Here is a 25,979-nt window from a genome sequence, read left to right on the forward strand (position 1 = left end):
TCGTGACCACTCCACCGTTCGACCCCGTCTCGGAACACGACGTCGCCGTCGTCTCCGCCCAGCTCGGTCGTCCCGCACGGGACGTCGTCGGCATCGCCGCGCGCTGCGTCTGCGGAAACCCCACGGTCGTCTCGACGAAGCCGCGACTGTCCTCCGGCACTCCCTTCCCGACTTTCTACTACCTGACCCATCCCGGAGCCACGGCGGCTGCCAGTGCGCTCGAGGCGGAGCACGTCATGGTCGAGTTCAATCAGATGCTCACCGACGACGCGGAGCTTCGTGCCGCGTACGAGCGCGCGCACGAGGCTTATCTCGCCGATCGCGAGCAGTTCGGCCACGTCGACGAGATCGACGGCGTCTCAGCCGGAGGGATGCCGACGCGTGTGAAGTGCCTTCACGCGCTCATCGGCCATGCCCTCGCCGCGGGGCCCGGGGTGAATCCCATCGGCGACTTGGCGCTCGAACGCGCGCGCTGGTCGCCCGAGATCTGCACGTGCACACTCGAGGAATCAGCGAGAGAGGACTGACGATGTCGAGCAATCCGAAGCGGGGTGCGAGCTCCGGTCGCTACCGTCGATGGGCCCGTCGTGGGCTCGCAATCGTCGCCGCCGCGGGGGCTTTCCTCGCGATCGGTGTGGCTCCCGCCTCGGCGGACAGCGTGGACCGCAGCGATCAGTACTGGATCGACAGCGGGTACGGCATTCAGAAAGCGTGGGAAGTCACGAAAGGCAAGGGCGCCGTCATCGCTGTGATGGACACAGGCATCGGCAAGGGCCCGAAAGATTTCTCCGGCGTGACGGACGGCACTGACGTCTCAGGTGTGGGAAGCGCCGATGGCCGGACACCGCTCGGCGCAGATCAAGAGAAAAATCACGGCAGTTGGGTCGCATCTCTCGCCGCGGGTCGGGGAGATGGCACGTCTGACGGATTACTCGGCGTCGCGCCCGAAGCGTCTCTTCTCTCTGTCTCACTCGGGTTTCCCTCGAGCGGGAGCACGGTGTCATTCGTCGATCAGGTCGCCGAGGGCATTCACTGGGCGGTCGACAACGGCGCCGATGTGATCAACATGTCGTTTACGACGAACACGAAGGACTGGGATCCGTCGTGGGATGAAGCATTTCAGTACGCCTATGAGAACGATGTCGTCATCGTCGCGGCAGCTGGAAACCGCGGCAGCGGAACAGACATGGTGGGTGCCCCGGCGACCATTCCCGGAGTACTCGTCGTCGGCGGCGTAGACCGTCAAGGAGAGATCAGCCTCGGAGCATCCACAGAGGGGATCACGATCGCTGTGACCGCGCCGAGTGAGAAGCTGACCGGTGTCAGTGCTGATGGGTCGCACGTCGAATGGAATGGCACGAGTGGCGCGTCACCGATTGTCGCGGGCATGGTGGCGCTGCTTCGCGCAAAGTATCCCGACATGAACGTCGACAACATCATCAACCGGCTGATCAAGACAGCGAACCCGTCGGTGAATCAGGGGGACGAGGTTCCGTCGCCGGACTATGGGTACGGGTTCGCGAGCATCGGCGCCGCACTCACTGCTGATGTCGAGGAGGTCGACAGCAACCCCATGGGCAGCCTTGAGGAGTGGATCAAGGTGAACCGGCGGGCGCAGGCCGACAACGTCGAACCCCCGAAGGACACGTCCAAGGTGAAAGCACTGCCGCCGATTGAGAAAGCTGTGTCTCACGAGAATCCGCTCGTGCCGACCCGGACGACTCTTAAGTTCGTGAGCGTCCCGGCTGCGTTCGTGCTCGGAATGGGTACACTCCTGGCTCTCGGTATCCTCGCGTTCCGTCGCGATGCTCGGCGGGTCAAGGAGAATGAACACGAAACGCAGTCGTCGCAGTCTCCCGTACCCTGATCTCATATTTGATTCCCCACTTCGCAGCAGGCGTGGGAAGATGAAGCAGCCCGATCGCCAATCGGCGGCGTCCCTGTCCAGGTGCAAGTGAGTTGGGCACAGACGTCACGAGACGAAGGAGAGCAGAGTATGACCGAGCGCCAGGGAACACGAGGTCACACTGAAACGCACGCTTCCTGGTGGCGTCGCAGCTTCGCCGTCGTCGCTGCTGCCGGGACATTCCTTGCGCTTGGTGCCGCTCCTGCACAGGCGGACACGAATCACCGGAGTCTGCAGTACTGGCTAGACAGCGGGTACGGAGTGCAGGAGGCGTGGAAGACGACCAAGGGCGAGGGCGCCGTCATCGCCGTGATGGACACCGGCATCGGCAAAGGCCCCAAGGACTTCTCAGGAGTCGTCGGGGGCACGGATATGTCGGGCGTCGGCAGCGACGACGGTCGCACGCCGTTGGGCGCTGAAGAAGAGAAGAACCACGGAAGCTGGGTGGCTTCGCTCGCGGCGGGCCGCGGTGATGATCTTCAGGGTGTCGCACCGGCGGCCGACCTGTTAGCCATTTCGGTTGGTTTCCCATCGAGCGGGAGCACGGTGTCATTCGTCGATCAGGTCGCCGAGGGCATTCACTGGGCTGTCGATAATGGTTCCGATGTGATCAACATGTCGTTCACAACGAACACGAAGGACTGGGATCCGTCGTGGGATGAAGCATTCCAATACGCCTATGAGAACGACGTCATCATCGTCGCAGCAGCGGGAAACCGCGGCAGCGGAACCGAGATGGTCGGAGCCCCCTCGACGATCCCCGGTGTTCTGACGGTCGCGGGAGTCGACCGAAACACGAAAGTCAGTGAGGGAGCATCCACCGAGGGCATCACGATCGGTGTCTCTGCGCCGAGTGAGGAACTGACGGGCGTCTCTGCGAACGGCGAGCACATCATGTGGGCGGGCACGAGCGGGGCGTCGCCGATCGTTGCCGGCATGGTGGCGCTGCTCCGCTCCGCATATCCGGACATGGATGCGAACAACATCATCAACCGTCTGATCAAGACCGCGCACCCCACTGAGTACCAGGGAGACGAGATCCCTTCGTCAGACTACGGATGCGGATTGGCGAATGTCGGCGATGCCATAAACAAGGACGTGCCGACCGTGGACGCGAATCCGATGGGCAGCCTTGAGGAGTGGATCAAGGTGAACCGTCGGGCCGAGGCGGGCGACGTGGAAGCGCCGACCGACACGTCAAAGGTGAAGGCGCTGCCGCCCGTCGACGAGGCGAGCCCGCAGGAGAACCCGTTCTTGCCAACGTCGACCACCCTGCGTTTCGTTAGCGTCCCGGCCGCGTTCGTCCTCGGTGCGGGAACACTCATCGCTCTCGGCATCCTCGCGTTCCGTCGTGATGCTCGGCGTGTGAAGGAGAAGGAGCAGAAGACGCAGTCGCTGCACCCTCCGGCCACCTGATCGTCATGGGGAGTGGAGTCCTCCCCATGTGCGCGCGAGCTCTGCGCTGGAATCATGGACAGCGTCGCGAAGACGAGCACATCGTCACGATGATCTGCAGAGGAGAGCCGAGATGCGTGAGCGCCCCCGAACGGAGCACGGGACAGCAGGACGACGTCGGAGGGGAGCAGCGGTTGCTTCCACTCTCGCATCGGCATTTCTGCTCAGCTGTTTAGGCGCGGTCCCCGCGTCGGCAGCGCCCGCAACGACCGCGATCGATCGCTCCGACCAGTTCTGGCTCGACAGCGACTACGGCGTGCAGGAGGCCTGGAAGACCACGAAGGGCGAAGGCGCCGTCATCGCTGTCATGGACACCGGCATCGGCAAAGGGCCGAAGGACTTCTCGGGCGTGACCGATGGAACCGACGTGTCAGGTGCGGGTTCGCCAGATGGCCGTACGCCGCTCGGTCCGAAGGAAGAGCGCAATCACGGCAGCTGGGTCGCCTCGCTCGCTGCAGGCAGGGGAGACGGCACCTCCAGCGGACTGACGGGTGTGGCGCCGGAAGCGACGCTGCTGTCCGTCTCGATCGGCCTCGGCGGCAGCGGCAGCACGATTCCGATCGACCAGCAGGTCGCTGACGGCATCCATTGGGCTGTCGACAACGGCGCCGATGTGATCAATATGTCGTTCGGCTCCAACACGAAGGAATGGTCTCCGCTCTGGGATGAAGCGTTCCAGTACGCGTTCGACAATGACGTCGTGATCGTGGCTGCCGCAGGCAACCGGGGGAGCGGCTCGGAGCAGGTCGGTGCTCCAGCGACGATTCCCGGGGTTCTCGTCGTCGGCGGAGTCGATCGCGACCACAAGGTGAGCGGCGGTGCATCGACGGAGGGCATCACGATCGGAGTGTCAGCGACGAGTGAGGAGCTGACCGGTGTCAGCGCTGACGGGTCGCACGTCGAATGGAATGGCACAAGCGGTGCGTCGCCGATCGTCGCCGGCATGGTCGCACTGCTGCGTTCGGCATATCCGGACATGGATGCCAACAACATCATCAACCGCCTGATCAAGACCGCGCATCCCACGAAATACCAGGGAGATGAGATTCCGTCGTCGGACTACGGCTACGGTCTGGCCAACGTCGGTGACGCGATCAATGCGGACGTCGCGAGCGTGGATGCGAACCCGATGGGCAGCCTCGAAGAATGGATCACGGTGAATCGACGAGCCGACGCCGGCGACGTCGAGGCACCGACCGACACGTCAAAGGTCACAGTGCTGCCGCCTGTGACGGAGCAGGCATCCCACGCGAATCCGCTCCTGCCGACTCCGACGACTCTGCGCTGGGTCAGCATTCCCGCGGCCTTCCTTCTGGGGACCGGAACTCTCATCGCGTTGGGCATCACCGGGTTCCGGCGGAGCGCGCGACGCCTCCGCGAGAGCGAGCACCACTCCTCCTGGTCACAGCGCTGACGTGCGATCTGCAGGGCGGAAAAACTGCGTCAAAGTGGCGTAAAGTGCGCTGGTACACTGTTAAAGCTTGGTGCCATCGGCGCTGCCCGGCATGCAAAACGGGTGGCATACAAGAAGTAGTACGCTCGTTTGCTGTACTTGCGATTCTGTAGGAGATTATTTCACCGTGCCCAAGATTCTCGTTGTCGGCGGCGGATACGCCGGCTTTTACACCGCATGGAAGCTCGAGAAGCACCTGCGTTCTGGAGAGGCAGAGGTCACCGTCATCGACCCCCGTCCCTACATGACGTATCAGCCGTTCCTTCCGGAAGTCGCCGCGGGGTCGATTGAGCCGCGTCACGCCATAGTTCCGCTGCGCCGGCACCTGAAGCGCACCGAGATCATCACGGCGAAGGTGACGTACATCAACCACGCCGAGAAGAAGGTCACGGTCGAGCCCGACGTGGGCGAGCCCTACGAGCTTGAGTACGACCAGGTCGTCGTCACCGCGGGCGCTGTGTCGCGTACCTTCCCCATTCCGGGTCTGGCTGACGAGGGCATCGGCCTCAAGGCGATCGAAGAGGCGGTCGCCATTCGCGACCGCGTGCTCGACAACTTCGCCAAAGCCGCGAACCTTCCCGCAGGCCCCGAGCGTGACCGTCTGCTGACGTTCGTCGTCGTCGGCGGTGGCTTCGCGGGTATCGAGGTGTTCGCCGAACTGCGCTCGTTCGCGACGGCTCTGCTCAAGTTCTACCCGCAGATCGCGTTCGACGACATCCACTTCCACCTCGTCGAAGCGATGGGTAGGATCATGCCCGAGGTCTCGCTGAAGACGAGCCACTGGGTGCTGAAGGACCTCGCGAAGCGCGGAGCCCTCGTTCACCTCGACACTCAGTTCGCATCGTGCGTCGACGGAAACATCGAGCTCTCCACGGGCGAGAAGTTCGAGTCCGACCTCATCGTCTGGACCGCTGGCGTCATGGCCACGCCGCAGATCGTCCGTCACACCGACCTCCCGATCGAAGAGCGCGGCCGCGTCGTGACGCGTGCAGACCTCCGTGTCGGCACCGACGAGGAGCCCATCGAGGGCGCATGGGCCGCGGGCGACGTCTCGCGTGTTCCCGACCTGACCGGTGGCGGCGTCGGCGGCTACTGCGTTCCGAACGCTCAGCACGCGGTGCGTCAGGCGAAGCTCCTCGCGAAGAACATCGTCGCTGATCTGCGCGGTGAGCAGCCGAAGCAGTACATTCACAAGAACCTCGGTGCTGTCGCCGGTCTCGGCCTCGGCACCGGTGTCTTCCAGTCTGGAAAGATCGCGATCAAGGGCTTCTTCGCCTGGGTCGCACACCGTGGCTACCACGGTCTGGCCATGCCGACGTGGGAGCGCAAGTTCCGTGTCTTCGGTGACTGGATCGGTGGATTCTTCCTCGGTCGCGACATCGCGTCGCTCTCGGCCGTGCAGGAGCCGCGTGCGGTCTTCGAGGAGTTCGCAGCGCGTCCGAAGCCTCCGGCGCCGGCCGAGCCGAAGCCCGACGAGAAGCCCGCCGCGGACGCCACCTCGGCCTCTGAGAAGAAGGCTCCGGCAGACAAGGCTCCGGCGAAGAAGACGCCGACAAAGAAGCCTGCGGCCAAGAAGCCGGCCGCCAAGAAGGAGACCGCGAAGAAGGACTCCTCCAGCGCGAGCGAAGCAGCTGAGAAGGCCGCTGCGAACAAGTAGTCGCATCGAACGAGGCCCTGCCGGTCGGCAGGGCCTCGTCGCGTCTACGGCATCCTACGTCCCGTAAAGTAGGTGCGAAGCCCCTATAGCCCAACGGCAGAGGCAGGCGACTTAAAATCGCTTCAGTCTGGGTTCGAATCCCAGTGGGGGCACAGGTTCTAGACTGATCTGATGGCAGAACTCAGCGACGAGGAATTCACAAGGCTCTACGGGCCGTGGGCCGGAAACACTCCTCAGGAAGCCGCCGTCTTCTTCGCGGATTACGACGCGACGTGGTGGGTCGCTGGCGGCTGGGCGGTCGAAGCGTTCACAGGCATCCCCAGAGACCACGACGATATCGACGTCTCGGTGCTCTCGCGCGATCTACCGCGCCTGCGCCGTCACCTCGCTGGCCGTCTCGACGCGTGGGGCGCGCTCTCGGGCACCCTCGGCCCGATTCTTCCGGATGACGACCCTGACGGAAGCGCCGTCGATGTTCTTCCGGAACACTGCACCCAGCTGTGGACGCGTGCGAGCGGAACCGAGCCGTGGGAATTCGACATTCTGCTCTCACCGGGCGACGACACCACGTGGATGTACAAGAGAGACGAAAGCATCAGGATGCCGCTGAGCGATGCGCTCTGGGAGCATGACGGCGTCCGCTTTCTGCGACCCGAGATCCAACTGCTCTACAAAGCGCGCGGCAATCGGGAGAAGGACCGCATCGACCTGCGCAGCACGCTGCCCCTGCTTGACGATGCCCGCCGCGGGTGGTTCGCCGACGCGCTCGAACGCACGTCTCCGGGCCACCCCTGGCTGAGCATCATCACGGAGAGCTGACCCCGTGGTGGCCGCGCTCAGCGGTCACGGGTCAGCCGCAGAGGCTCCGCGAAGAACGCGCGCTCGTGTTCCGCCGAGATGCGGAACGCGCGCCACATGCGAGCGCGGGTGTGTTCGTCAGCTGCTGCAGCCGTCTCACTGACGATCTCGATCGCGCGGGTCGCAGCGTCGGCGAACGTCTGGTCTTCATACATCTGCAGCCACGGATAGTACGGGTTCTCAGCGGTCGCGCGAGGCAGCATGCGTGTGCCGGTGTCCACGTAGATCCAGTAGCACGGCAGAATGGCCGCGATCAGCACCGCGTAGGAGTCTCTCGCCGCAGCGGCCGCGAGATGGTCGGTGTATGCGACAGTCGCGGGTGCCTTCTCTGCGGCATCCACAATCGACAGGTCTCCGAGATACCGCGCGTGCAGCGTCGTCTCACCCGCGAGCGCCGACATCGCACCTGCCGCCCAGAGCTCCTGCTCCGCCACCGTGGGCGCCAACGCACTCGCCGCCGAAAGCGCGCGTGCGTAGTCACGCAGGTAGAGGGTGTCCTGAACGAGATAGTGACGGAACGCGGCCCCGTCGAGACTCCCGTCGACGAGACCGCTCACGAACTCGAGCGCGTCGATGTCATCGCGCACGTCTGCGATCTCCGTCCACCAGCGCTCCGCGATCTCGCCTGCGGTCGGGGCTGCTGAAGCACGGCGCCAGAGCGAGGCGAAGTGGTTGACGGGGCCGTTGCCTGAGCCGACGTCGAGGCGAGTGCCATGCCGGATGCTGTCAGCGAGCCAGCTCTTCGCACGCTCGAGCGCGCTCGCCCACTCGCCGGTCTGCGGCTGGAGCGTCGCAAGCGCGGACGACAGCGAGCAGCCGGTGCCGTGCGTGTTGCGGGTGTGGACGCGCGCGCCCGTGAACTCGGCGATGACTCCGGATGCCGAGACGAGAGCGTCGCGCACAGCATCACCGGCCGCGTGGCCGCCCTTCGCGAGCACCAGGGTGTCGAAGCGCTCGGCGACGCGGCGTGCCTGCGCGATCACCTCCGGCCAGGCGCGCTGAACCGGTTCGCCCGCAAGTACGGCGAGCTCCGGAACGTTCGGAGTCACGATGCTCGCGTGTCGAAGCATCCGCCCCAGGGCCTCCTCGGCGGAAGCGTCGAGCAGGCGATCGCCGCTCGTCGCCACCATCACCGGGTCGACCACGATGACGGGCGGAGCGACGCGCTCCAGCCACTCGTCGACGACCTCGATGATCTCGGTGTTGGCCAGCATCCCGATTTTGACCGCGTCGATCTCGACGTCGTCGCTCACCGCATCGAGCTGCTCCCTCAGAAACTCGGTGGGCGGAACGTGCACCGACCGGACTCCGTGCGTGTTCTGCGCGACGAGCGCGGTGACGACCGCCATGCCGTAACCGCCGTTCGCGGCGATCGACTTGAGGTCGGCCTGAACGCCGGCCCCGCCTGTCGGGTCGGTTCCGGCGATGCTGAGCACCCGCGGAACAGCGGTTGCGTCAGCGTCATCAGCCGTTGCGGCTGCAGCGGTGAGCCTGGATACGGACGGTTCTGGCGTACGCGACATTCGCGACATCCCTTCGCTAGTACGAGCTAGATCAGGTTCGACGGGTGTGTTCTCAGCCTGGACGGGCACCCCGTGTCACATGTGTCGGCCACTCTACCTGATCGGGCTCAGGGCTTGGCCTCTGCGTAGCTGCGCGTGATGGTCACACCGAGGGGGAAGTCGATCGGAAAGTCCCCGAAGAGACCGCGGCCCGCAGCATCCGCCGCCTTCTGAACGGCTGCGGCGGTCTCGTCAGCGTGCTCGGTCGGGGTGTGGATGATCACTTCATCGTGCAGAAAATAGACCAGGTGAGGTCTGGAGGATGCCTCGCCCATCGAGCGGAGTCGATGGCGAAGCTCAGCCAACCAGCACAGCGCCCATTCGGCGGCGGTTCCCTGCGCGACGAAGTTGCGGGTGAACCGGCCCCACTCTCGCCGGGCGCTTCTCGCCGCGCGCTCCTGCGCGGGAGTCGCCGACACCTGGGCGGCCGCTCGCATCATCGCCCGCCACGAATCCGCGGGCGGGGGAGAGCTGCGCCCGAGCCACGTCGTCACCTGCTCGCCCCGCTCACCGGCGCGTGCGGCGGCCTCGACGAGCCCAGTCGCACGCGGGTAGTCCCGCATCAGCCGCGGCATGAGCCGTGCGCTCTCGCCCGTCGTCGAACCGTACAGCGCTCCGAGCATGGCGACCTTCGCATGGGCGCGGGTATCGACGGTTCCGGCGTCGACGAGCCCCTGGTAGAGGTCCTTGCTGTGCCCAGCTTCCGCCATTCTGACGTCGCCGGCCATGGCGGCGACGATCCGCGGTTCGAGCTGCGCGGCGTCGGCGACGACGAACGTCCACCCGTCGTCCGCGATCACCGCAGGCCGCACCTGCTTCGGCAGCTGAAGAGCACCGCCGCCGTCCGTCGCCCAGCGCCCGGTGACGACACCCGCCACGATGTAGTCCGGGCGGAACCGGCCGTCGTGCACCCACTCGTCCAGCCACGCCCACCCGTTCGCGGTCATGAGCCGCGACAGCGATTTGTAGCGCAGCAGGGGCTCGATCACGGGATGCTCGATGCCGCGAAGCTCCCACTTGCTCGTGGAGTTCACCGACAGCCCTGCTGCCCGCAGAGCGCGCAGCAGCTCGGCAGGGGAGTCGGGGTTCAAAGCCGGTGCGGCGAGTGCGGCACGGATGCTGTTCGCGAGCTGCTCCAGCGTGGCTGGACGCCCTCCGAACACGGGGCGAGGCCCGAGCGCCTCGGTGAGCAGACGGTTGTGCACATCGCGCCTCCAGGGAAGCCCGTCGGCGTGGATCTCGCACGCGATCATCGCTCCGCACGACTCCGCAGCGAGCAGGCGACGCAGCCGCCACGGAGACGTCGCGCCCTGGATCGTCGCGAGCTGACGCTGCAGCTCTGCGACGGCATCCGCGCGGTCGCGCATCGACCCGGCGACGCCGAGCCCGCTGAGCAGTCCGTCGTCGCGCGGCGCCTCTCGAGGAGCATCCCACTCGTCGAGCGGTGCATCGTGCAGCGGCCCGCTCGTCGTCGTCGATCGGCGCAGGATGACACGACAGAGGGCGAGGTCGTGGCTTCTCCCGAGACGGATGCCGCGTGCGAGCAGTTGCGGATACAGCTCCGACGTGCGGGCGAAGACCCAGCGCGGCGACTCTGTTTCTCGTATCTGCACCGCACTCGAGGCATCCTCACGCTCGACCATCGTGTCTGCGAGGACGCCACCGGTCTCGTCGACGTCGACGAGACGGAGGCTGCCCGGCTCACTCCCGGGCTCGATGACGACGAACACGCTTCTATTCTCGTGGCTCCCACAGACACTCGATGTGAAGATGGAGGAATGAAGCAGATCACCGTGACAGACCTGGCCGCACGACGACAGAACGGCGACATCGTCGTGGTCGACGTTCGTGAGGACGAGGAGTGGGCCGGAGGGCACCTCGAGGGTGCCGTGCACATTCCGATGACGCAGTTCATGGAGCGTGAGGGCGAGCTTCCCGAGGCCGATGAACTCTACGTGATGTGCCACGTCGGCGGCCGCAGCGCCCGCGTGACGCAGTACCTCGAGCAGAAGGGCATCGACGCGGTGAACGTCGAGGGCGGCATCGCAGCTTGGCAGGAGGCCGACCTGCCCGTCGTGACCGACTGAGGCTACGAGCTCGTCAGCATCGGCTGCACGAACCGTCGCCACAGCCACAGCGTGATTCCGAGCGCGGCGAACGCGAGAACGAGCGCGAGTGCCGCGAGGATGTTGCCCGTCGTGCGCCACGATTCGATGGTCGGTCCGAGCATGACGAACAGCGCGGTGAGAATCGCGAGCACGGAGCCCAGCCACAGCGGTCGTGACCAGGCGAAGATCGCGCGACCGCTCAGCCGTCCGAGCGGCACCATCATGATGGCCGCCGAGCCGATGCCGACGAGCGCCGTGATGTTCGCCGTCTCGATGACGAGCTGGGTGAAGAACCCGCCTCCCTGAGGCACGAGCGCGGCGAGCATCCACGCCAGCATGCCGGTGGCGAAGACCCCGCCCATGCGCGTCAGTGCGAGTCTCGCAAGAACGGCGTCCGCGAGCACGCTCGGCACGCGAACGGTGGTGACGAGCCCGAAGAGCAGCGCGGGGTGCAGGTCGAACAGTCGGGTGGCCAGAACGGATGCCGCGACCAGCATCAGCCACCGCGGGTTGAAGCGAACCTCCGTGTAGCCGCACCGCCACACGTGCGAGAGGATGCGTGGAACCCACGCGGCGACCGCGTTGATGAGCGCGGCGGCGAGCACGGACGCGACGAGCAGCCGCAGGTAGGCCGGGCGCCCGTCGACGGGGTTCGCGAAAATCGCGAGGGCTCCGGTGCCGACGATTCCGATCACGATCATCGCCACACGGCTCGGCACGGCGAGTGACGGGGCGATCTCGAACTCCGACGACGAGCGGTTTCTTCCGGTGAAGGTGACAGCGGATGCCGCGACGCGACGACGCGCGAACGTGCCCGCGAGCATCCGTGCCGGAATCAGGATGAGCCCGACCGTCAACGCTGCCAGGAGGAGCGCGCGCGCCCAACCGGCGATCGCCTCGGCTCCGAGCGCGGGCGGAAGCGCATCGGTGAATGGCGTCGCGTGGTTCCACGGACCTCGCGGGTCTGCCGGTGCAGGCGGCGCCGCCTCGCTGCGGCTGTCATCGCTCTCCGATGGAGAAGGCTCCTCGGACTCTTCGTCCGGCGTGGTCTCTTCGTCGGACGGCGTGTCCGACGGGGTGTCCGTCGTCGGCGGATCGGTCGGAGATGACGAGGCGGAGCCGAACCTCACCGACACCGGGCTGCTGTCCTTGCTGGAGTTTCCTACGGCGTCGGTTGCAATCGCGACGATGCTGCCCTTGCCTGATTTATAGACCTCGGATGCCGTGCACGACCACGCTCCGCTCGACGACGCCGTGGTCTTGCAGATCGCCTGCGCTCCAACGAAGACGGTGATCTGCGCTCCCGGCTCTGCTGTGCCTGAGATCGTCGCGCCGGCCAGCGGCAGCGTCGTGCCCGCCGCGGGGGAGGAGAGCGCGGGTGGCTTCGGCGCCGTCAGATCAACGGTGATGGGGATGCTCCGACTGGCGTTCGACCCCTCCGGAGCCCACGATGTGGTCTGCGTCGCGGTTGCCGTGCCGCGGCTGACCTCGTGTGCGACGGTCACCGTCCACGAGCGGTCGCTTTTCACGGTCGTGGAGTAGGTCCGTTCCCCGACCGTGAGCGTCAGCTTCGCGCCTTTATACCCCGTGCCGGAGACCGTGTTCTCGCCGATCCCGGCGACGATCTCATTCTGAGTGATGGACGGCGCGAAGAGCACGTTCACGAATGCCTCCGCGGTTTTTGCGCCATCGACGGAGGCTGTGATCTTCTGCTTTTCGCCCGCAGCCACTTCGATGTCTGCGGAGAATGTGTGCGAGTCGGTCACCGACGTGTTCGTCGCCTGGCGGCCCTGGGATTTGACGGTGACCGTGCTGCCCGGCTTGATCGAATCGGGGACAGTTCCGGAGACCGTGACGCTGTCCTGTCTGATCAGTGACGGTAGCGGATCGAGCGCGACTGTGGCGTCGACCGGCGGCTCAGTCTCCGTCGGCGGGGGCGTCGTGCCGTCCGGGTCCTTCTTGCCGTCATCGTCCGTCTCGACCGGGGCGGTAGCGTCCTGCGTCCCGCCGTCAACGGCGTGAGCGGGCGCGGCGAGAAGGGCGGGGACCATCATGGTGGCGGCCGCGACGAGCGAGAGAAGGAGCAAACGCCAACGACGGTGTGCTCTTGCCGGTTCATCCGGCGAGATGCTGTGTCTGTGTATAGATAAAGTCCGCCCCACTTCATCACCCATTCACGGTGATTCCTACTGCGAAGTCAAGCAACCACGGGCCCTTTTCTGGACGCTCTCAGCGGACGTGCAGGAGACGAGCGTTCGCTGTCCGGTTGGCCGGGCTCACGGCATCCCCGATATCGTTTCAAAGGACGAAAGGCGCTCAATGACGATTTCCTTGACATCTCACGAACGCGTCGGACCCGATCCCACTCCCTGGCGCACCCCCTCCCACTACTGGCCCGCGCTCGATCGCGCGACGGAAGCTGACGATCCTCCGTTCGGCGTCATCCACCTCGGGGCGCTCAGATTCAACGCGCACGACATGGTGCGTCGCGCGGCTGGCACGCCGATTCGCCTGGCGAGCAAGTCCGTTCGAGTGCGGGCGGTGTTGGATGCCGCGCTCGCGCTGCCCGGTTATGCGGGAGTTCTCGCGTACACGCTCCCCGAAGCGCTCTGGCTCGCCGAGACCATCGATGACGTGGTGGTCGGCTACCCGACGGCGAACCGATCCGCGATCGCGCAGCTCGCCGCGTCCGAGAAGCTCGCGAGCCGCGTGACGTTGATGATCGACAGTCCGGAGCAGCTCGACATCGTCGACGCTGTCGTGGCGCCCGAGAAGCGCGCACTCATCCGCGTGTGCATCGAACTGGATGCCTCGTGGGACGCCCCGGCGCTCGGACGACTCGGCGCCTGGCGTTCTCCGCTGCACACGCCCGAGGCGGTCCGCTCCTTGGCCGAGCACGTTCTGGAGCGCCCGGGCTTCACCCTCGTCGGTCTCATGGCGTATGAGGGACAGATCGCCGGAGTGCCGGACGCCGTACCGGGGCAGGCTGCGATGAACGCCGCGCTTCGCGTGATCAAGGGGCGCTCGAACGCTGAGCTGCAGGAACGGCGCTCCGAGACCGTTCGACTCGTGCGTGAGGTCGCCGATCTCGAGTTCGTGAACGGCGGCGGTACCGGCTCGCTCGAGACGACGTCGGCCGATGACTCCGTCACGGAGATCGCGGCGGGGAGCGGACTCTTCGCGGGGCATCGCTTCGATGGCTTCGCGGGCTTCGAACCGGCTCCCGCGGCATCCTTCGCTCTCTCGGTCGTGCGAAAGCCACGCAGCGATATGGCGACGGTGCTCGGCGGCGGCTGGATCGCCTCGGGACCTCCCGAACGTGGCGCCCTCCCGGCGGCCGTCTGGCCGGAGGGGATGCACATGCTGCCGCGCGAGATGGCGGGTGAGGTGCAGACCCCGTTCCGCGGGGGAGGAGCCGCGGATCTGCGCATCGGCGATCGGGTGTGGCTGCGGCACTCGAAATCGGGTGAACTGAGCGAGCACCTCGACGAGTTCATCATCGTCGATGGGGAGAGCGTTGTCGATCGGGTCCCCACTTACCGGGGTGAAGGAAAGGTGTTTCTGTGACAGCGACGGGCGCAGCGTGGCGCAACTGGGGTCGGACGGAGACGTCGAAGCCCATCAGAGTGGAGCGACCGGACAGCGCGGGAGCGGTGCAGCGTGCCGTCTCCGCGGCTGCGGGCAGCGGCATCCCGATCAAGGCTGTCGGCGCGAGCCACAGCTTCAGCGGAATCGCCGTACCGGTGGGTGTGCTGCTCGAGCTCGACGATCTCACCGGTGTGATCGACGTCGATGCGGAACGTGGCCGCGTGACGCTGTCTGCGGGAACACGACTGCGCGACATACCTCGACTGCTCGCCCCGCACGGGCTCGCGATGGAGAACCTCGGAGACATCGACAGTCAGTCGATCGCCGGGGCCGTCTCCACCGGAACGCACGGCACCGGGGCGAGATTCCGAGGCCTCACCGCGCAGGTGGTCGGGGCGACGCTCGTGACGGGAAGCGGTGAGCTTCTGCACGTGGACGACGACGAGAACTCCGACCTGCTTCCGGCCGTTCGACTCGGGCTCGGCGCTCTCGGCATCCTCGTCGACGTCACCGTGCAGTGCGTCCCCGCATTCGACCTGCACGCGCTGGAGAAGCCCGTGCCTCTGTGGGATGTCCTCGACACCCTCGAGAGCCGCGTCGCCGAGACCGACCACTTCGAGTTCTACTGGTTCCCCCACACCGAGACCGCTCTCACGAAGTCGAATACGAGGATGCCGGCGGACACCGCGCGTGATCCGCTGAACCCCGTCGGCCGCTGGATCGACGACGTCTTCGTCTCCAACGGGCTGCTGCAGGCGATGTGCAGCGTCGGCAAGGCGATCCCGCGGGTGATCCCACCGCTCAATCGCACGGCCGACAAGCTCACCGGAAATCGTGAGTTCACCGATGCCTCCCACCGGGTGTTCACAACCCAGCGTTCGGTGCGGTTCAAAGAGATGGAATACGCGATTCCCGCGGCGCTCGTCCCTGACGCGCTCCGCGAGGTGAAGGCGCTCATCGAACGGAAGGGCTGGCGGATCTCATTCCCGGTGGAGGTCCGCTTCGCGGCATCCGACGACATCTGGCTCTCGACCGCTTACGGGCGCGAGACCGGCTACATCGCCGTGCACCGCTACGCGGGGGAGGACCCGACCGAGTACTTCAGAGCGGTCGAAGAGATCATGCGCGGCTTCGAAGGGCGTCCGCACTGGGGCAAGATGCATTGGCGGGATGCCGAGGGGCTCCGCGCCGTCTATGAGCGGTTCGACGACTTCATCTCCGTGCGCGATCGGCTCGATCCGGCCCGACTTTTCCGCAACCCGTACCTGTCGCGCGTGCTCGGGGAGTGAGAAACCCCAGGGAAAACTGACAAAAGGGGGCGTTGTCCAGGTGATTATGACCCTCAGCCCCGTAGACTGAACGAACACGGCGTGGAAGTCGCCGTACGCAGCACAAGAGGGAGTACTCAAAGCATGGAATGGCTCATTCCCGTACTGATCGTCGTGGCGCTCGTCGTCATCGCGGGCATTTACCTGTGGGCGACGTACAACTCGCTCGTGACACTCGGTGTGCGAGTGAACGAGGCGTGGAGCGACATCACGGTGCAGCTCAAACGGCGCGCTGACCTGATTCCGAACCTCATCGAGGCGGTGAAAGGCTACGCCGCACACGAGAAGGCCGTGTTCGAGAACGTCACCCAGGCGCGTGCGGAGACGCTCAACGCCCAGGGGCCGGCAGACGCATCCGTCGCCGAGAACCACATGCAGCAGGCTCTGAAGTCGATCTTCGCGGTCGCTGAAGCCTACCCGCAGCTGCAGGCCAGCCAGAACTTCCTCCAGCTCCAGGGTGAGCTCGTCGACACCGAAGACAAGATTCAGGCGTCGCGTCGCTTCTACAACGGCGGCGTTCGCGAGCTCAACACCAAGATCCGTGTCTTCCCGAACAACCTCTTCGCGAAGAACCTCGGTTTCGAACCGAAGGAGTTCTTCGAGGTCTCAGACACCGCAGCCATCTCGGAACCTCCGCGAATTCAGTTCTGATCGAGCGCTCAAGGGTCTGGTTTCGATCAGGCCCTTTGCTCATCCTCTGTCGACCTCACTCCTGAAGGGGCGCCATGTATCGCGCAATCCGAAAGAACAAGATCAACACCATTGTGATCATCATCGGATTCCTTGTGATCATCGGCGGTCTCGGCTGGCTCGCCGGCTACGTCTACCAGAGCTGGACCATCACGATTGTGACGCTCGTCGTGGCGACCGGCTACGCGTTTCTGCAGTACTTCCTCGCGTCCTCCCAAGCGATCGCCATCAGCGGTGGACGACAGATTCAGAAGGCCGACAACCCGCGCCTGTACCGCATCGTCGAGAATCTCAGCATCACAACGGGCACTCCCATGCCGAAGGTCTACATCATCGATGATCCGGCGCCCAACGCGTTCGCGACCGGTCGTGACCCCGCGCACGCCTCCGTGGCGGCGACGACGGGGCTTCTGGAGATCCTGACGGACTCCGAACTCGAGGGCGTCATGGCACATGAGCTCGGTCACGTGCGCAACTACGACATCCGCGTGAACATGATCGTGTTCGGACTCGTCGTCGCGATCGGGTTCATCGCCGATCTGTTCCTGCGGATGATGTGGTTCGGCGGCGGCAACCGGGGCGGCAATCGCGGCGGTGGGGGAGGAAACCCCATCATCATGATCTTCGGCATCGTCGCCATGCTGATCGCACCGATCGTGGCTACGCTCGTCCAGCTCGCCGTCTCCCGTCAGCGCGAGTACCTCGCCGATGCGACCGGCGCGCTGACGACGCGGCATCCCGATGCTCTTGCCAGCGCTCTGCTGAAGCTCGAACAGAACTCGCGCCCGCTGAAGCGCCAGAACAGCTCGATGGCTCATCTGTGGATCAACGACCCGCAGAAGAAGCCGGGCATGGCCAAGCGCCTGATGAGCACACACCCGCCGATCGCTGACCGTGTGAAGCGGCTGCGCGAGATCGGCGGCGGCTTCTAATCCGGCTGGCGGTGGTTGGAGGCTTGGGCGTCGCTCAAGATGCGAGCAGCAGCCACCGCTTGGAGCCGCACGCACTGTCAGCCTCACGAGCGCGGGCAGCGAGAGCGTGAACGCACTCATCGATCGGGATGGATGGGGAGTTCTTCTCGGCATCGTGCTTTCCGCTGAGTGCAGATTCTTAAACGAACGTGGGGCCGATTCCGAAGAATCGGCCCCACGTTCGTGGATACGGCGGTTTACCAGAAGGTCAGCTCGACCTTGTCGCCGTCGATGGTGATCTCACCGTAGAATGACCAGGTCGAGTACGACGTGATCGGACCAGAGATCGGGTCGCCGGAATAGTCCTTACCCGTCGCGATCTCCTCAAGGTCGCCCTCCTCAGTCTCGAAGCTGCGACCGTCGTCGTTCACCGTGACCTCGGGGTACTCGATGATCTTGCGCTCGATCTTGTCAATCTCGCTCATCCCGATCACGCTGCTTCGGCTCATTCTGCAGTCGTCGTTGTCGAGTTCGGGCTCGGTCGACTTTGCGCACTCATCGAGCATCGCGTTCAGCTGGTTCTGAACTTCGTCGGTGAGAGCGTCCGTGGCCTTGAGCTTCAGCTCACCCGACTCGTAGCCGGCCTTGCTGCCGGTTGCGGCGACAAGCGTCTGCTCCTCAGCGGAGAACCACTTGTTGTCCGGAGCACCGATCTTGTAGACGCCGGGGTATGCCTTGAGAGACATCTCCTCGCCGAAGTCGACGTTGACGCCGTTCACGGTCGCCTCGGTTCCCATGGAGATGTAAACCGCGACGTCGACCAGCAGAGGCTTGTCAATCGCCCAGTCGTCGAAGAACACGGCCTGCTTGCCCTGCTTGCTCAGCGTGAGCGTGCCGTCGTACGTGGTGCCGTCGAGCTTGTAGCTGAAGGCTACCTGCGCGCTGTCACCCTCCGTCCGGGCCTTGGTGACCTTCGGGTTCTGGATTCGAGTGTTCTTGTCCTTCAGCACCTTGTCGCTGACCAGAGCGGCCTGACCCTTCTTAAGGCCCGTGCTGACCTGCTTGTTGGCTTCCTTGAGGTTGCCGGATGCGATGGTCGTGAGGTACTTCTCGACGACAGCCTGCGGGCTGTACTTCGAGCCGTTGATCACATTGACGACGATGATGCCGATGATCAGGAGCAGAACGACGCCACCGGCGATCGAGCTGAGAAGAATGATCTTCTTCCGCTTGGCCGGGTCGCTCTGCTTCGGGGCGGTTGCGGCATATGCGCCAGCGGGGTAGGCGCCGCCCTGCGGTGCATACTGACCCTGCTGTCCCTGAGGAGCGTACTGTCCCTGAGGAGCGTACTGTCCCTGAGGTGTGTACTGGCCCTGAGGAGTGTAGGAGCCCTGCGGGGTGTACTGCCCCTGCGGCTGCTGCTGTCCCTGGGGGCTGTACTGTCCCGGCTGCTGGCCCTGCGGTGAGTACTGTCCCTGAGGTGAGTACTGCCCCTGCGGCTGCTGCTGCGGAGTGTACGAGGCACCCTGGTCCCCCTGGGGAGGCTGGGCGCCACCGGTGTTATCGGCCGGGTTGCCGCCCTGACCGCCCGGTGCGTTCTCATCGGTTGCCATGTGGTGTCACTTCCCCTTCAGAATGAATGTGATATATCAAAAAGCTACCAGTGCCTAGACCGCCGAGCACTGGGGAGAACTGCCCATGTTGCGGCGCGTCGTCACTCAGTCTCATGGCGTGGTGCTCCGAGAGCGTCCGCCACGGCGTCGGAAAAGTCCCCCCGGATCCCCACACTGATCTGCTCGTTGCCCTGCCACTCTGCTGTTGCTCTGAGCAGGGTTGTGAGCCTTTCTACAGTATCAGCACCGATATTGGCCTGTTTCCACGCCGATTGCACGCGTAACACACCCGCGGCACGGTCGTTCTTGAGGTCGACGCGGGCGACAAGCTGATCGCCGATGAGCACGGGCAGAACGTAATAGCCGTGCACGCGTTTATGACGAGGCGTGTAGATCTCGATGCGGTAGTGGAAGTCGAAGAGCCGCTCGGCACGGTCGCGCGTCCACACGACGGGATCGAACGGCGACAGAATCGCGTGTGCGTCGACTGCTCGGGGAACCCGCTGTTCTGACGGCATCCATGCTGCCAGCGGGCGCCCGCCTCGCCTCCAACCGTCGACGTGGACGCGATTCAGCTCACCGGCCTCCTCTAACTCATGGATGGCCGTCATCGTGAGCGCGGTGGGCAGCCGGTGGTAGTCAGCGAGATCGGATGCCGTCGCCACACCCGTTCTCACGGCGGCGCGCCTCACCAGCTCGCGCACCGCATCGCTCTCGGACACATCTCGTTCACGAACCTCGCGTGGCACGACCTGCTCAGCGAGTGCGTAGCGTCGCTGAAAGGTGGAGGTGCGGCCGGCGGTCGCGACCTCGCCCCAACGGAACAGCGTCTCAAGCGCGCGCTTGACGTCCGACCACTCCCACCAGCCGGAACGTCCGCGTTCGGCATCCGTCTCTATCTCCTGCGCGACCGACGGTCCGCGTTCCGCGAGCTCCGACCGGACCCACTCGATCACTCCTGCGTGCGTGTTCGCCCACGAATCTTCATCGGCGAGATCGCGCTGCTGAAGGCGTGCCATCTTCCACCGCCAGAGCGGCAGGTCCGCTGTGCGCATGAAGGTGGCCTCGTGCCCCCACCACTCGGTGACCGAGGCGGGTCGCGCGTGCATCAGTGCATCGAGATCACCAGGGGAGTATGAGCCGAGGCGCGCGAACACCGGAAGGTAGTGGCTGCGCGCGAAGACGTTGACGGAGTCGATCTGCAGAATGCCCAGGCGGTCGAGGAGCCCGCCGAAATGACGGGTGCCGGGCGAGGGTGGCTGCGAGCGCGTGAAGCCCTGCGCTGCGAGAGCGATGCGTCGCGCGGCATCCGTGGAAAGAGTCGTCGACATTCTTCGGACGCTAGCAGCATCCGGTGACACGATCGAAGCCAGGCGGTACATGCGAGGAACGTGAAGCGTGGAGCCTTAGACTGTCTGGCGTGACGCAGACCCGCAGACCCAGCTGGTGGACGCGACTTTTTGCGCGTCCCGCTGCTCCGAGCGAGCCCGTCGAGCCGCAGCCCGAACGCCACGTCACATCGGAGGAGATCGTCGACACGATTCCGCCGGGCGTTCGCATCGCCGCAGCCTGGAGCTGGCGACTTCTGCTGATCGCGGCCGCCACCGCTGTTCTCGTATTCATCATCGTTCAGCTGCGGCTCATCGTGATTCCGGTACTCGTCGCTGTGCTCGTGTCAGCACTCGTGCTTCCGCTCGTCAAGACCCTCGTGCGGTGGCGCTGGCCTCGAGGGCTGGCCGTGGCAACGGCGATGGTCGCGGCCGTGGGCGTCGTGAGTGCGCTCGTGTGGCTCGTGATCTGGCAGATCGTCGCCGAAGCTGGAGAGGTCCGGGCGCGCACGATGCAGTCCATCGAGGATTTCAAAGCCTTTCTGCTGCACTCGCCGCTGCATCTGACCGACAACAAGCTCGTCACGATCTTCGAGGACATCTGGGACAGCGTCCAAGCTGACACGAGCGCGATTCTGTCGGGTGCGCTGTCGCTCGGAACCACCTTCAGTCACGTGGCTGCGGGCGTGCTGCTCACGCTCTTCGCGCTGCTGTTCATCCTGATCGACGGTAAGAACATATGGAAGTGGCTACTGACGTTCGTGCCGCGACGCGCGCGTCCCGCCGTCGATGGGGCCGGCCAGGCCGGGTGGACGACTCTCGAGAACTACACGCGGACGCAGATCCTCGTCGCATCGATCGACGCGCTCGGCATCGGCGTCGGAGCCTTTGTGCTGGGGCTGCCGTTGGCCATTCCGATCGGTGTGCTCGTCTTCCTCGGCGCTTTCGTCCCCATCATCGGCGCCATCGTGACGGGAGCCGTCGCCGTCTTCATCGCGCTCGTCTACAACGGCCCGATCAGCGCCGTGATCATGCTCGGCGTCGTCCTGCTCGTCCAGCAGGTCGAGGGGCACGTGCTTCAACCGCTTCTCATGGGAACAGCCGTCAAGGTCCACCCGCTTGGCGTCGTGCTCGTGGTCACCGCGGGCACTCTCGTCGCCGGAATCCCCGGTGCGCTGTTCGCTGTTCCCATCGCCGCTGTCGTCAACGTCGTCATCGGCTATGTCGGCTCAGGAGCGTGGAAAGATCCCACCGCCTCCTACGAGTCCGACCTCATCTGGCGCACCGTTCCCGCACAGGGCAAGCTGCGCCGCGATACGACACCAACAGACAAGGACTAGTGCATGGTTCAGAACATCCCGTCGCTCGAATCTCTCGAGAAGGCTCAGCAGCTCGTCGGCCGCGTCGCGCAGCACACGCCCATGGAGAGCTCGCGGTATCTCGCGGAGGTGCTCGGTCAGCCCGTGTACCTGAAGTGCGAGAACCTGCAGCGGACGGGGTCGTACAAGATCCGCGGCGCCTACAATCGCCTCGCGCAGCTGAGCGAGGAGGAGAAGCAGAAGGGCGTCGTCGCGGCATCCGCGGGAAACCACGCGCAGGGTGTCGCCTTCGCAGCGCGCGAGCTCGGGATCAAAGCGACGATCTTCATGCCCGTCGGTGTGCCGCTGCCGAAGCTGCAGGCGACCCGCCGCTACGGCGCAGATGTCGTGCTGCGCGGACATACCGTCACCGAGCCGCTGCGCGCGGCCGCGGAGTACGCCGAGGAGACCGGCGCAGTGCTCATTCCGCCATTCGATCACATCGACATCGTCACCGGGCAGGGCACCCTCGGCCTCGAGATCCTCGACGATGTGCCGGATGCCTCCACGATCGTCGTTCCGATCGGCGGTGGAGGGCTCATCGCCGGAGTCGCCGCCGCAGCGAAGCAGCGCGCAGAGCGCGAGGGTCGGAGCATCCGAGTCGTCGGAGTGCAGTCGCAGAACGCCGCAGCCTACCCGCCGTCGCTCGCGGAGGGGCACCCTGTCGACATCGAGATCCAGCCCACCATCGCGGACGGCATCGCCGTCAGTCGACCGGGAGCGCTCAACTTCGACCTGATCAGAGAGCTCGTCGATGATGTCGTAACGGTCAGTGAGGACGAGATCGCGAAGGCCCTCCTGATGCTGCTTGAGCGGGCCAAGCTGGTCGTCGAACCCGCCGGTGCCGTCACGGTCGCGGCGATCATCGAGGGGCGCGTGAACGCGACCGGCCCTACGGTCGCGATCCTGTCCGGCGGCAACATCGATCCGCTGCTGATGCAGCGCGTGGTCGCCCACGGTCTGTCTGCGGCAGACCGCTACATGACGCTCAGGATTCCGCTGCCCGACCGTCCGGGTCAGCTCGCGCGCATCGCTGAGCTGCTCGCGCAAGCCAACGCGAACGTGGTCGAGGTGCTCCACACGCGCCATGGACAGGGCATGCAGATCAGCGAGGTCATGATCGACCTCAGTGTCGAGACGCGGGGCGCCGACCACAAGACGAGCGTCGTCGAGACGCTTCGTGCGGCCGGCTACGACCCCGCGATCGTGGAAGGCTGACTCAGCCCGTGTAGGCCTCGACGCCGGTGATCTCGACGTCGATCTTCTTGCCGTTCGGGGCCTCGTAGCTGGTCTTGTCGCCGACCTTGAGGCCGATGATCGCGCCGCCAAGCGGGCTCTGCTCGCTGTAGACGTCCAGGTCGGAGTCGCCGGCGATCTCGCGGCTGCCGAGGAGGAACTTCTCGTCGCCCCCTGCGACGACAGCGCTGATCACGGTTCCGGGCTGCACGGTTCCGTCAGCCTCGGGAGCCTCGCTCACCGTCGCGGTGCGAAGCAGCTCGGTGAGGGTGCGGATGCGGGCCTCCTGTTTGCCCTGTTCATCCTTCGCGGCGTGGTAGCCGCCGTTCTCCTTGAGGTCTCCCTCTTCGCGCGCCGCCTCGATGCGCTTGGCGATCTCTTCGCGCCCGACCGTCGACAGGTGCTCAAGTTCAGCCTGGAGGCGGTCGTACGCCTCCTGGGTGAGGAACGTGACCTGTGAAGCATCAGTCATTGGGAACTCCCTACACAAGAACAGGCGCCCTGACGTCCGTCAGGGCGCGTTGAACCAACCCACAGCGTGGGTATCAGAAGAGCTTAAGGCAGCCAGCAGCGGTAAATCAAACCTGTTGTGGCCTCGTCGACGGTGCGAACCGTGTCGGTGTACTGGGTGGTTCGAGTCTCGGATGCCGGAATCGTCACGATCTTCCAGCCCACGATCGAGTGCTGTTCGTCCTGCGCCTGGAGTGCGCACATCGTGGTCGTGTCGTGGTCGACAGTGATCTGGTAAGTGATCTCAACCGTCTGTTCGTCGACGATCGTGTGTGCGATGTCCTTGGCCTCGAGCTGGGCACCGGGAACGAGCAGCCCGGCCCAAACGGCCCACGCGACGAAGACGACCGTGATGAAAGCGGCCAGAGCCCACAGCGTCACCTTCAGGCGGACGCGGCTCGTGCGCGTGTTGCCGTACCTTTCGTCAAGCCGCTGAGACGGCGAAGAGGCTGCCGCCGAGGCATCCTGACGGTCAGTCATCTGCTCCACCTGCACCTGCCACTGAAACGATTAGTCTTGTACAAGGTTATTCGCTCCTACCTGAAAGCAGGCCCCGTGACGTATCGCCTCCTGACTGTCCATGCGCATCCCGACGACGAGTCGTCGAAGGGCTCAGCGACCCTGGCGTATTACGCCGACCGGGGCGTGGAGACGATGGTGGTCAGCTGCACCGGCGGCGAAGGCGGAGACCTCCTCAACCCGGCCCTCGCGGACGTCGCGCAGATCGAGCGCGACATGGCCGGATTCCGGCGTCGCGAGATGGCCGCCGCGCAGGAGATCCTCGGCTGCCAGCACCGGTGGCTCGGCTACCACGACTCTGGAATGGCCCGTGAAGACGGCACGCTTCCTCCCGGCTCGTTCGCTTCGATCCCCGTTCGGATCTCGGCGGAGCCCCTCGTGCGCATCATCCGCGAATTCCGTCCACACGTGCTCATCACCTATGACGAGAACGGCGGGTACCCGCATCCTGATCACATTCGCTGCCACGAGGTTTCGATGGCGGCGTTCGACGCCGCCGCCGACCCGGCCGAGTATCCCGATGCGGGGGAGCCGTGGAGCGTCTCGAAGGTCTACTACGACCACATCTTCAACTATCCGCGGGTCAAGGCCAACTACGACATGCTCATGGCGGAGACGCCGGAGGACCCTCTCGCCGAGCGTCTGGGCGAGATGCTCAGCTGGCGCAAGGGGAAGGAAGACCGCTCGACCACTCATATTCCGTGCGGTGATTTCTTTGAGGTGAGGGATGCCGCGCTGCGCGCCCACGCTTCGCAGGTGCCCGACGACAGCCCGTTCTTCTTCTGGTCCAATGATCTGCAGCGTCGTGCCTGGCCGTACGAAGACTACGAGCTGGCTCGCTCGCGCGTGGATGCGCCCGAGGACGAACACGACTTCTTCGCAGGAATCGAGGACAACGAATGAGCCCCATCGAGGTGCTGCTGGCCGAGACGTCGACGCCGTCTCCGACTCCGACGCCCGGGTTCGACCCGAACTCGGTCACGCCGGGCGTGATCGGCTTCGTCGCGATCTTCGTGGTCGCCCTCGTGGTGGTACTGCTCATCTTCGACATGGTTCGTCGCGTTCGCCGCGTGAACTACCGTGCACAGGTGAACGAGGAGCTCGACGCGGAAGAGCGTCGCCGGGCGAACGGCGAAGACGGGCCGCAGAACCCTCAGGGGTAGAGCGGCTTCAGCGCGATCAGCAGGATCGCCGTCCAGTGGCACAGGAACGCGAGGACCGTGCACACGTGGAAGATCTCGTGGAAACCGAACGTTCCCGGCCACGGGTTCGGTCGCTTGAAGCCGTACACAACGGCACCGACCGTGTAGAGAAGACCGCCGCAGATCACGAGCACCATCGTTGCGATGTTGGCGTTCGCGATATCGACGAGATAGGCGACTGCTGCCCAGCCGAGAGCGACGTACAGCGGCACATACAGCCAACGTGGCGCGCCCGTCCAGAACACACGGAATCCGATGCCGAGCAGTGCCCCAGCCCAGACGATGATGAGAAGCAGGATGCCTTTGTTGGGCGGCAGCGCCACGACGGCGATGGGCGTGTAGGTTCCCGCGATCAGCAGGAAGATGTTGGCGTGGTCGAGGCGACGGAAGATGATCTTCGTCTTCGGTTTCCACGGGATGCGGTGATAGAGCGCGGAGATGCCGAACAGCAGGAGGGACGAGGCCATGAACACGGCGCTCGCCCATTTTGCCGGTGTCGAACCGGCGAGAACGATCAGCACGATTCCTGCAGCGACAGCGACGGGGAAGGTGCCGGCATGGATCCACCCACGCCAGCGCGGTTTGGGCTCCTGCGGGTGGGCCGCGGCATCCTCGATGAGGGGGATGTTAGGGAGGTCGTATCCGGCAGTGTCTGTGGATTCGACGGGAGGGCGACGCGTCATGAGCCAAGAATACG

At 65.2% G+C, this 25,979-nt stretch carries 23 protein-coding genes, 1 tRNA gene and 1 riboswitch; of the genes, 16 read left to right on the forward strand and 8 right to left on the reverse strand.

What is annotated here, in order from left to right; genetic code table 11:
* Positions 1-2 precede the first annotated feature (2 nt).
* From ACSAGD_RS04325 to ACSAGD_RS04355, 7 genes are all read left to right on the forward strand, one after another.
* Complete coding sequence (locus ACSAGD_RS04325; protein ID WP_437584503.1) at positions 3-527, forward strand: DUF501 domain-containing protein; 525 nt, start codon at positions 3-5, stop codon at positions 525-527.
* Between the two features lie 2 nt (positions 528-529).
* A complete protein-coding gene (locus tag ACSAGD_RS04330) occupies positions 530-1,867 on the forward strand; it encodes a S8 family serine peptidase (RefSeq protein ID WP_437584504.1) in 1,338 nt (445 codons plus the stop codon).
* 129 nt (positions 1,868-1,996) lie between these two features.
* Positions 1,997-3,322: a S8 family peptidase gene (locus ACSAGD_RS04335; RefSeq protein WP_437584505.1), complete on the forward strand. Its 1,326-nt coding sequence runs from the start codon at positions 1,997-1,999 to the stop codon at positions 3,320-3,322.
* A gap of 112 nt (positions 3,323-3,434) precedes the next feature.
* Positions 3,435-4,775 carry a S8 family peptidase gene (locus ACSAGD_RS04340; RefSeq protein WP_437584506.1) on the forward strand — a complete coding sequence of 447 codons (1,341 nt, stop codon included), beginning with the start codon at positions 3,435-3,437 and terminating at the stop codon, positions 4,773-4,775.
* 166 nt (positions 4,776-4,941) lie between these two features.
* Entirely contained in the window at positions 4,942-6,471 is a 1,530-nt protein-coding gene (locus tag ACSAGD_RS04345) for an NAD(P)/FAD-dependent oxidoreductase (RefSeq protein ID WP_437584507.1), read from the forward strand.
* A gap of 79 nt (positions 6,472-6,550) precedes the next feature.
* Positions 6,551-6,623: transfer RNA gene (locus tag ACSAGD_RS04350), tRNA-Leu, on the forward strand.
* A gap of 19 nt (positions 6,624-6,642) precedes the next feature.
* Entirely contained in the window at positions 6,643-7,290 is a 648-nt protein-coding gene (locus ACSAGD_RS04355) for a nucleotidyltransferase domain-containing protein (RefSeq protein ID WP_437584508.1), read from the forward strand.
* 17 nt (positions 7,291-7,307) lie between these two features.
* Here the strand turns inward: ACSAGD_RS04355 and ACSAGD_RS04360 are convergent, their stop codons facing one another.
* Both ACSAGD_RS04360 and ACSAGD_RS04365 read right to left on the reverse strand, forming a co-directional pair.
* Positions 7,308-8,852, reverse strand: coding sequence for a bifunctional hydroxymethylpyrimidine kinase/phosphomethylpyrimidine kinase (locus ACSAGD_RS04360; RefSeq protein WP_437584509.1), 1,545 nt, complete (start codon positions 8,850-8,852; stop codon positions 7,308-7,310).
* Positions 8,844-8,935: riboswitch (TPP riboswitch) on the reverse strand. (Overlaps the previous gene by 9 nt.)
* Before the next feature lie 24 nt (positions 8,936-8,959).
* Complete coding sequence (locus tag ACSAGD_RS04365; protein WP_437584510.1) at positions 8,960-10,621, reverse strand: bifunctional 3'-5' exonuclease/DNA polymerase; 1,662 nt, start codon at positions 10,619-10,621, stop codon at positions 8,960-8,962.
* 48 nt (positions 10,622-10,669) lie between these two features.
* Between ACSAGD_RS04365 and ACSAGD_RS04370 the strand changes: the two genes are divergently transcribed.
* Positions 10,670-10,978: a rhodanese-like domain-containing protein gene (locus ACSAGD_RS04370; protein ID WP_437584511.1), complete on the forward strand. Its 309-nt coding sequence runs from the start codon at positions 10,670-10,672 to the stop codon at positions 10,976-10,978.
* A 2-nt stretch (positions 10,979-10,980) separates the two neighbouring features.
* Here the strand turns inward: ACSAGD_RS04370 and ACSAGD_RS04375 are convergent, their stop codons facing one another.
* A complete protein-coding gene (locus tag ACSAGD_RS04375; RefSeq protein WP_437584512.1) occupies positions 10,981-13,086 on the reverse strand; it encodes an Ig-like domain-containing protein in 2,106 nt (701 codons plus the stop codon).
* Positions 13,087-13,318: 232 nt separating this feature from the next.
* Here ACSAGD_RS04375 and ACSAGD_RS04380 point away from each other — a divergent pair, with 232 nt between their 5' ends.
* The 4 genes from ACSAGD_RS04380 to ACSAGD_RS04395 all read left to right on the forward strand — a co-directional run bounded on the left by ACSAGD_RS04380 (position 13,319) and on the right by ACSAGD_RS04395 (position 17,537).
* Positions 13,319-14,566, forward strand: a complete 1,248-nt coding sequence (locus ACSAGD_RS04380) for an amino acid deaminase/aldolase (protein WP_437584513.1) — start codon at positions 13,319-13,321, stop codon at positions 14,564-14,566.
* Entirely contained in the window at positions 14,563-15,876 is a 1,314-nt protein-coding gene (locus tag ACSAGD_RS04385; protein ID WP_437584514.1) for a D-arabinono-1,4-lactone oxidase, read from the forward strand. Before ACSAGD_RS04380 ends, ACSAGD_RS04385 begins: the two co-directional genes overlap by 4 nt.
* Before the next feature lie 123 nt (positions 15,877-15,999).
* Entirely contained in the window at positions 16,000-16,566 is a 567-nt protein-coding gene (locus ACSAGD_RS04390; protein WP_437584515.1) for a LemA family protein, read from the forward strand.
* A gap of 74 nt (positions 16,567-16,640) precedes the next feature.
* Positions 16,641-17,537: a M48 family metalloprotease gene (locus tag ACSAGD_RS04395; protein WP_437584516.1), complete on the forward strand. Its 897-nt coding sequence runs from the start codon at positions 16,641-16,643 to the stop codon at positions 17,535-17,537.
* Positions 17,538-17,773: 236 nt separating this feature from the next.
* Here ACSAGD_RS04395 and ACSAGD_RS04400 read toward each other — a convergent pair whose 3' ends face one another.
* A complete protein-coding gene (locus ACSAGD_RS04400; RefSeq protein ID WP_437584517.1) occupies positions 17,774-19,129 on the reverse strand; it encodes a hypothetical protein in 1,356 nt (451 codons plus the stop codon).
* A gap of 101 nt (positions 19,130-19,230) precedes the next feature.
* Positions 19,231-20,460 (reverse strand): winged helix-turn-helix domain-containing protein, encoded by a 1,230-nt coding sequence (locus ACSAGD_RS04405; protein ID WP_437584518.1) that lies wholly within the window; start codon positions 20,458-20,460, stop codon positions 19,231-19,233.
* An 89-nt stretch (positions 20,461-20,549) separates the two neighbouring features.
* On the opposite strand from ACSAGD_RS04405, the gene ACSAGD_RS04410 reads away from it, so the two are divergent.
* On the forward strand, positions 20,550-21,797 hold the full coding sequence (locus ACSAGD_RS04410) for an AI-2E family transporter (protein ID WP_437584519.1): 1,248 nt from the start codon (positions 20,550-20,552) through the stop codon (positions 21,795-21,797).
* Between the two features lie 3 nt (positions 21,798-21,800).
* Positions 21,801-23,033 carry a threonine ammonia-lyase gene (gene ilvA / locus ACSAGD_RS04415; RefSeq protein WP_437584520.1) on the forward strand — a complete coding sequence of 411 codons (1,233 nt, stop codon included), beginning with the start codon at positions 21,801-21,803 and terminating at the stop codon, positions 23,031-23,033.
* Position 23,034: 1 nt separating this feature from the next.
* On the opposite strand, the gene greA is transcribed toward ilvA, so the two are convergent.
* Both greA and ACSAGD_RS04425 read right to left on the reverse strand, forming a co-directional pair.
* Positions 23,035-23,523, reverse strand: a complete 489-nt coding sequence (gene greA, locus ACSAGD_RS04420) for a transcription elongation factor GreA (protein ID WP_437584521.1) — start codon at positions 23,521-23,523, stop codon at positions 23,035-23,037.
* A gap of 83 nt (positions 23,524-23,606) precedes the next feature.
* Positions 23,607-24,041: a DUF4307 domain-containing protein gene (locus ACSAGD_RS04425; RefSeq protein ID WP_437584522.1), complete on the reverse strand. Its 435-nt coding sequence runs from the start codon at positions 24,039-24,041 to the stop codon at positions 23,607-23,609.
* Between the two features lie 75 nt (positions 24,042-24,116).
* On the opposite strand from ACSAGD_RS04425, the gene mca reads away from it, so the two are divergent.
* Both mca and ACSAGD_RS04435 read left to right on the forward strand, forming a co-directional pair.
* Positions 24,117-24,983 (forward strand): mycothiol conjugate amidase Mca, encoded by an 867-nt coding sequence (gene mca, locus ACSAGD_RS04430; RefSeq protein WP_437584523.1) that lies wholly within the window; start codon positions 24,117-24,119, stop codon positions 24,981-24,983.
* Complete coding sequence (locus ACSAGD_RS04435; protein ID WP_437584524.1) at positions 24,980-25,243, forward strand: hypothetical protein; 264 nt, start codon at positions 24,980-24,982, stop codon at positions 25,241-25,243. Before mca ends, ACSAGD_RS04435 begins: the two co-directional genes overlap by 4 nt.
* On the opposite strand, the gene trhA is transcribed toward ACSAGD_RS04435, so the two are convergent.
* Positions 25,234-25,965: a PAQR family membrane homeostasis protein TrhA gene (gene trhA / locus ACSAGD_RS04440; protein ID WP_437584525.1), complete on the reverse strand. Its 732-nt coding sequence runs from the start codon at positions 25,963-25,965 to the stop codon at positions 25,234-25,236. The genes ACSAGD_RS04435 and trhA overlap by 10 nt on opposite strands.
* Between the last annotated feature and the right edge of the window lie 14 nt (positions 25,966-25,979).

This window comes from Paramicrobacterium salitolerans, assembly GCF_051513965.1.
Lineage (GTDB): Bacteria > Actinomycetota > Actinomycetes > Actinomycetales > Microbacteriaceae > Paramicrobacterium.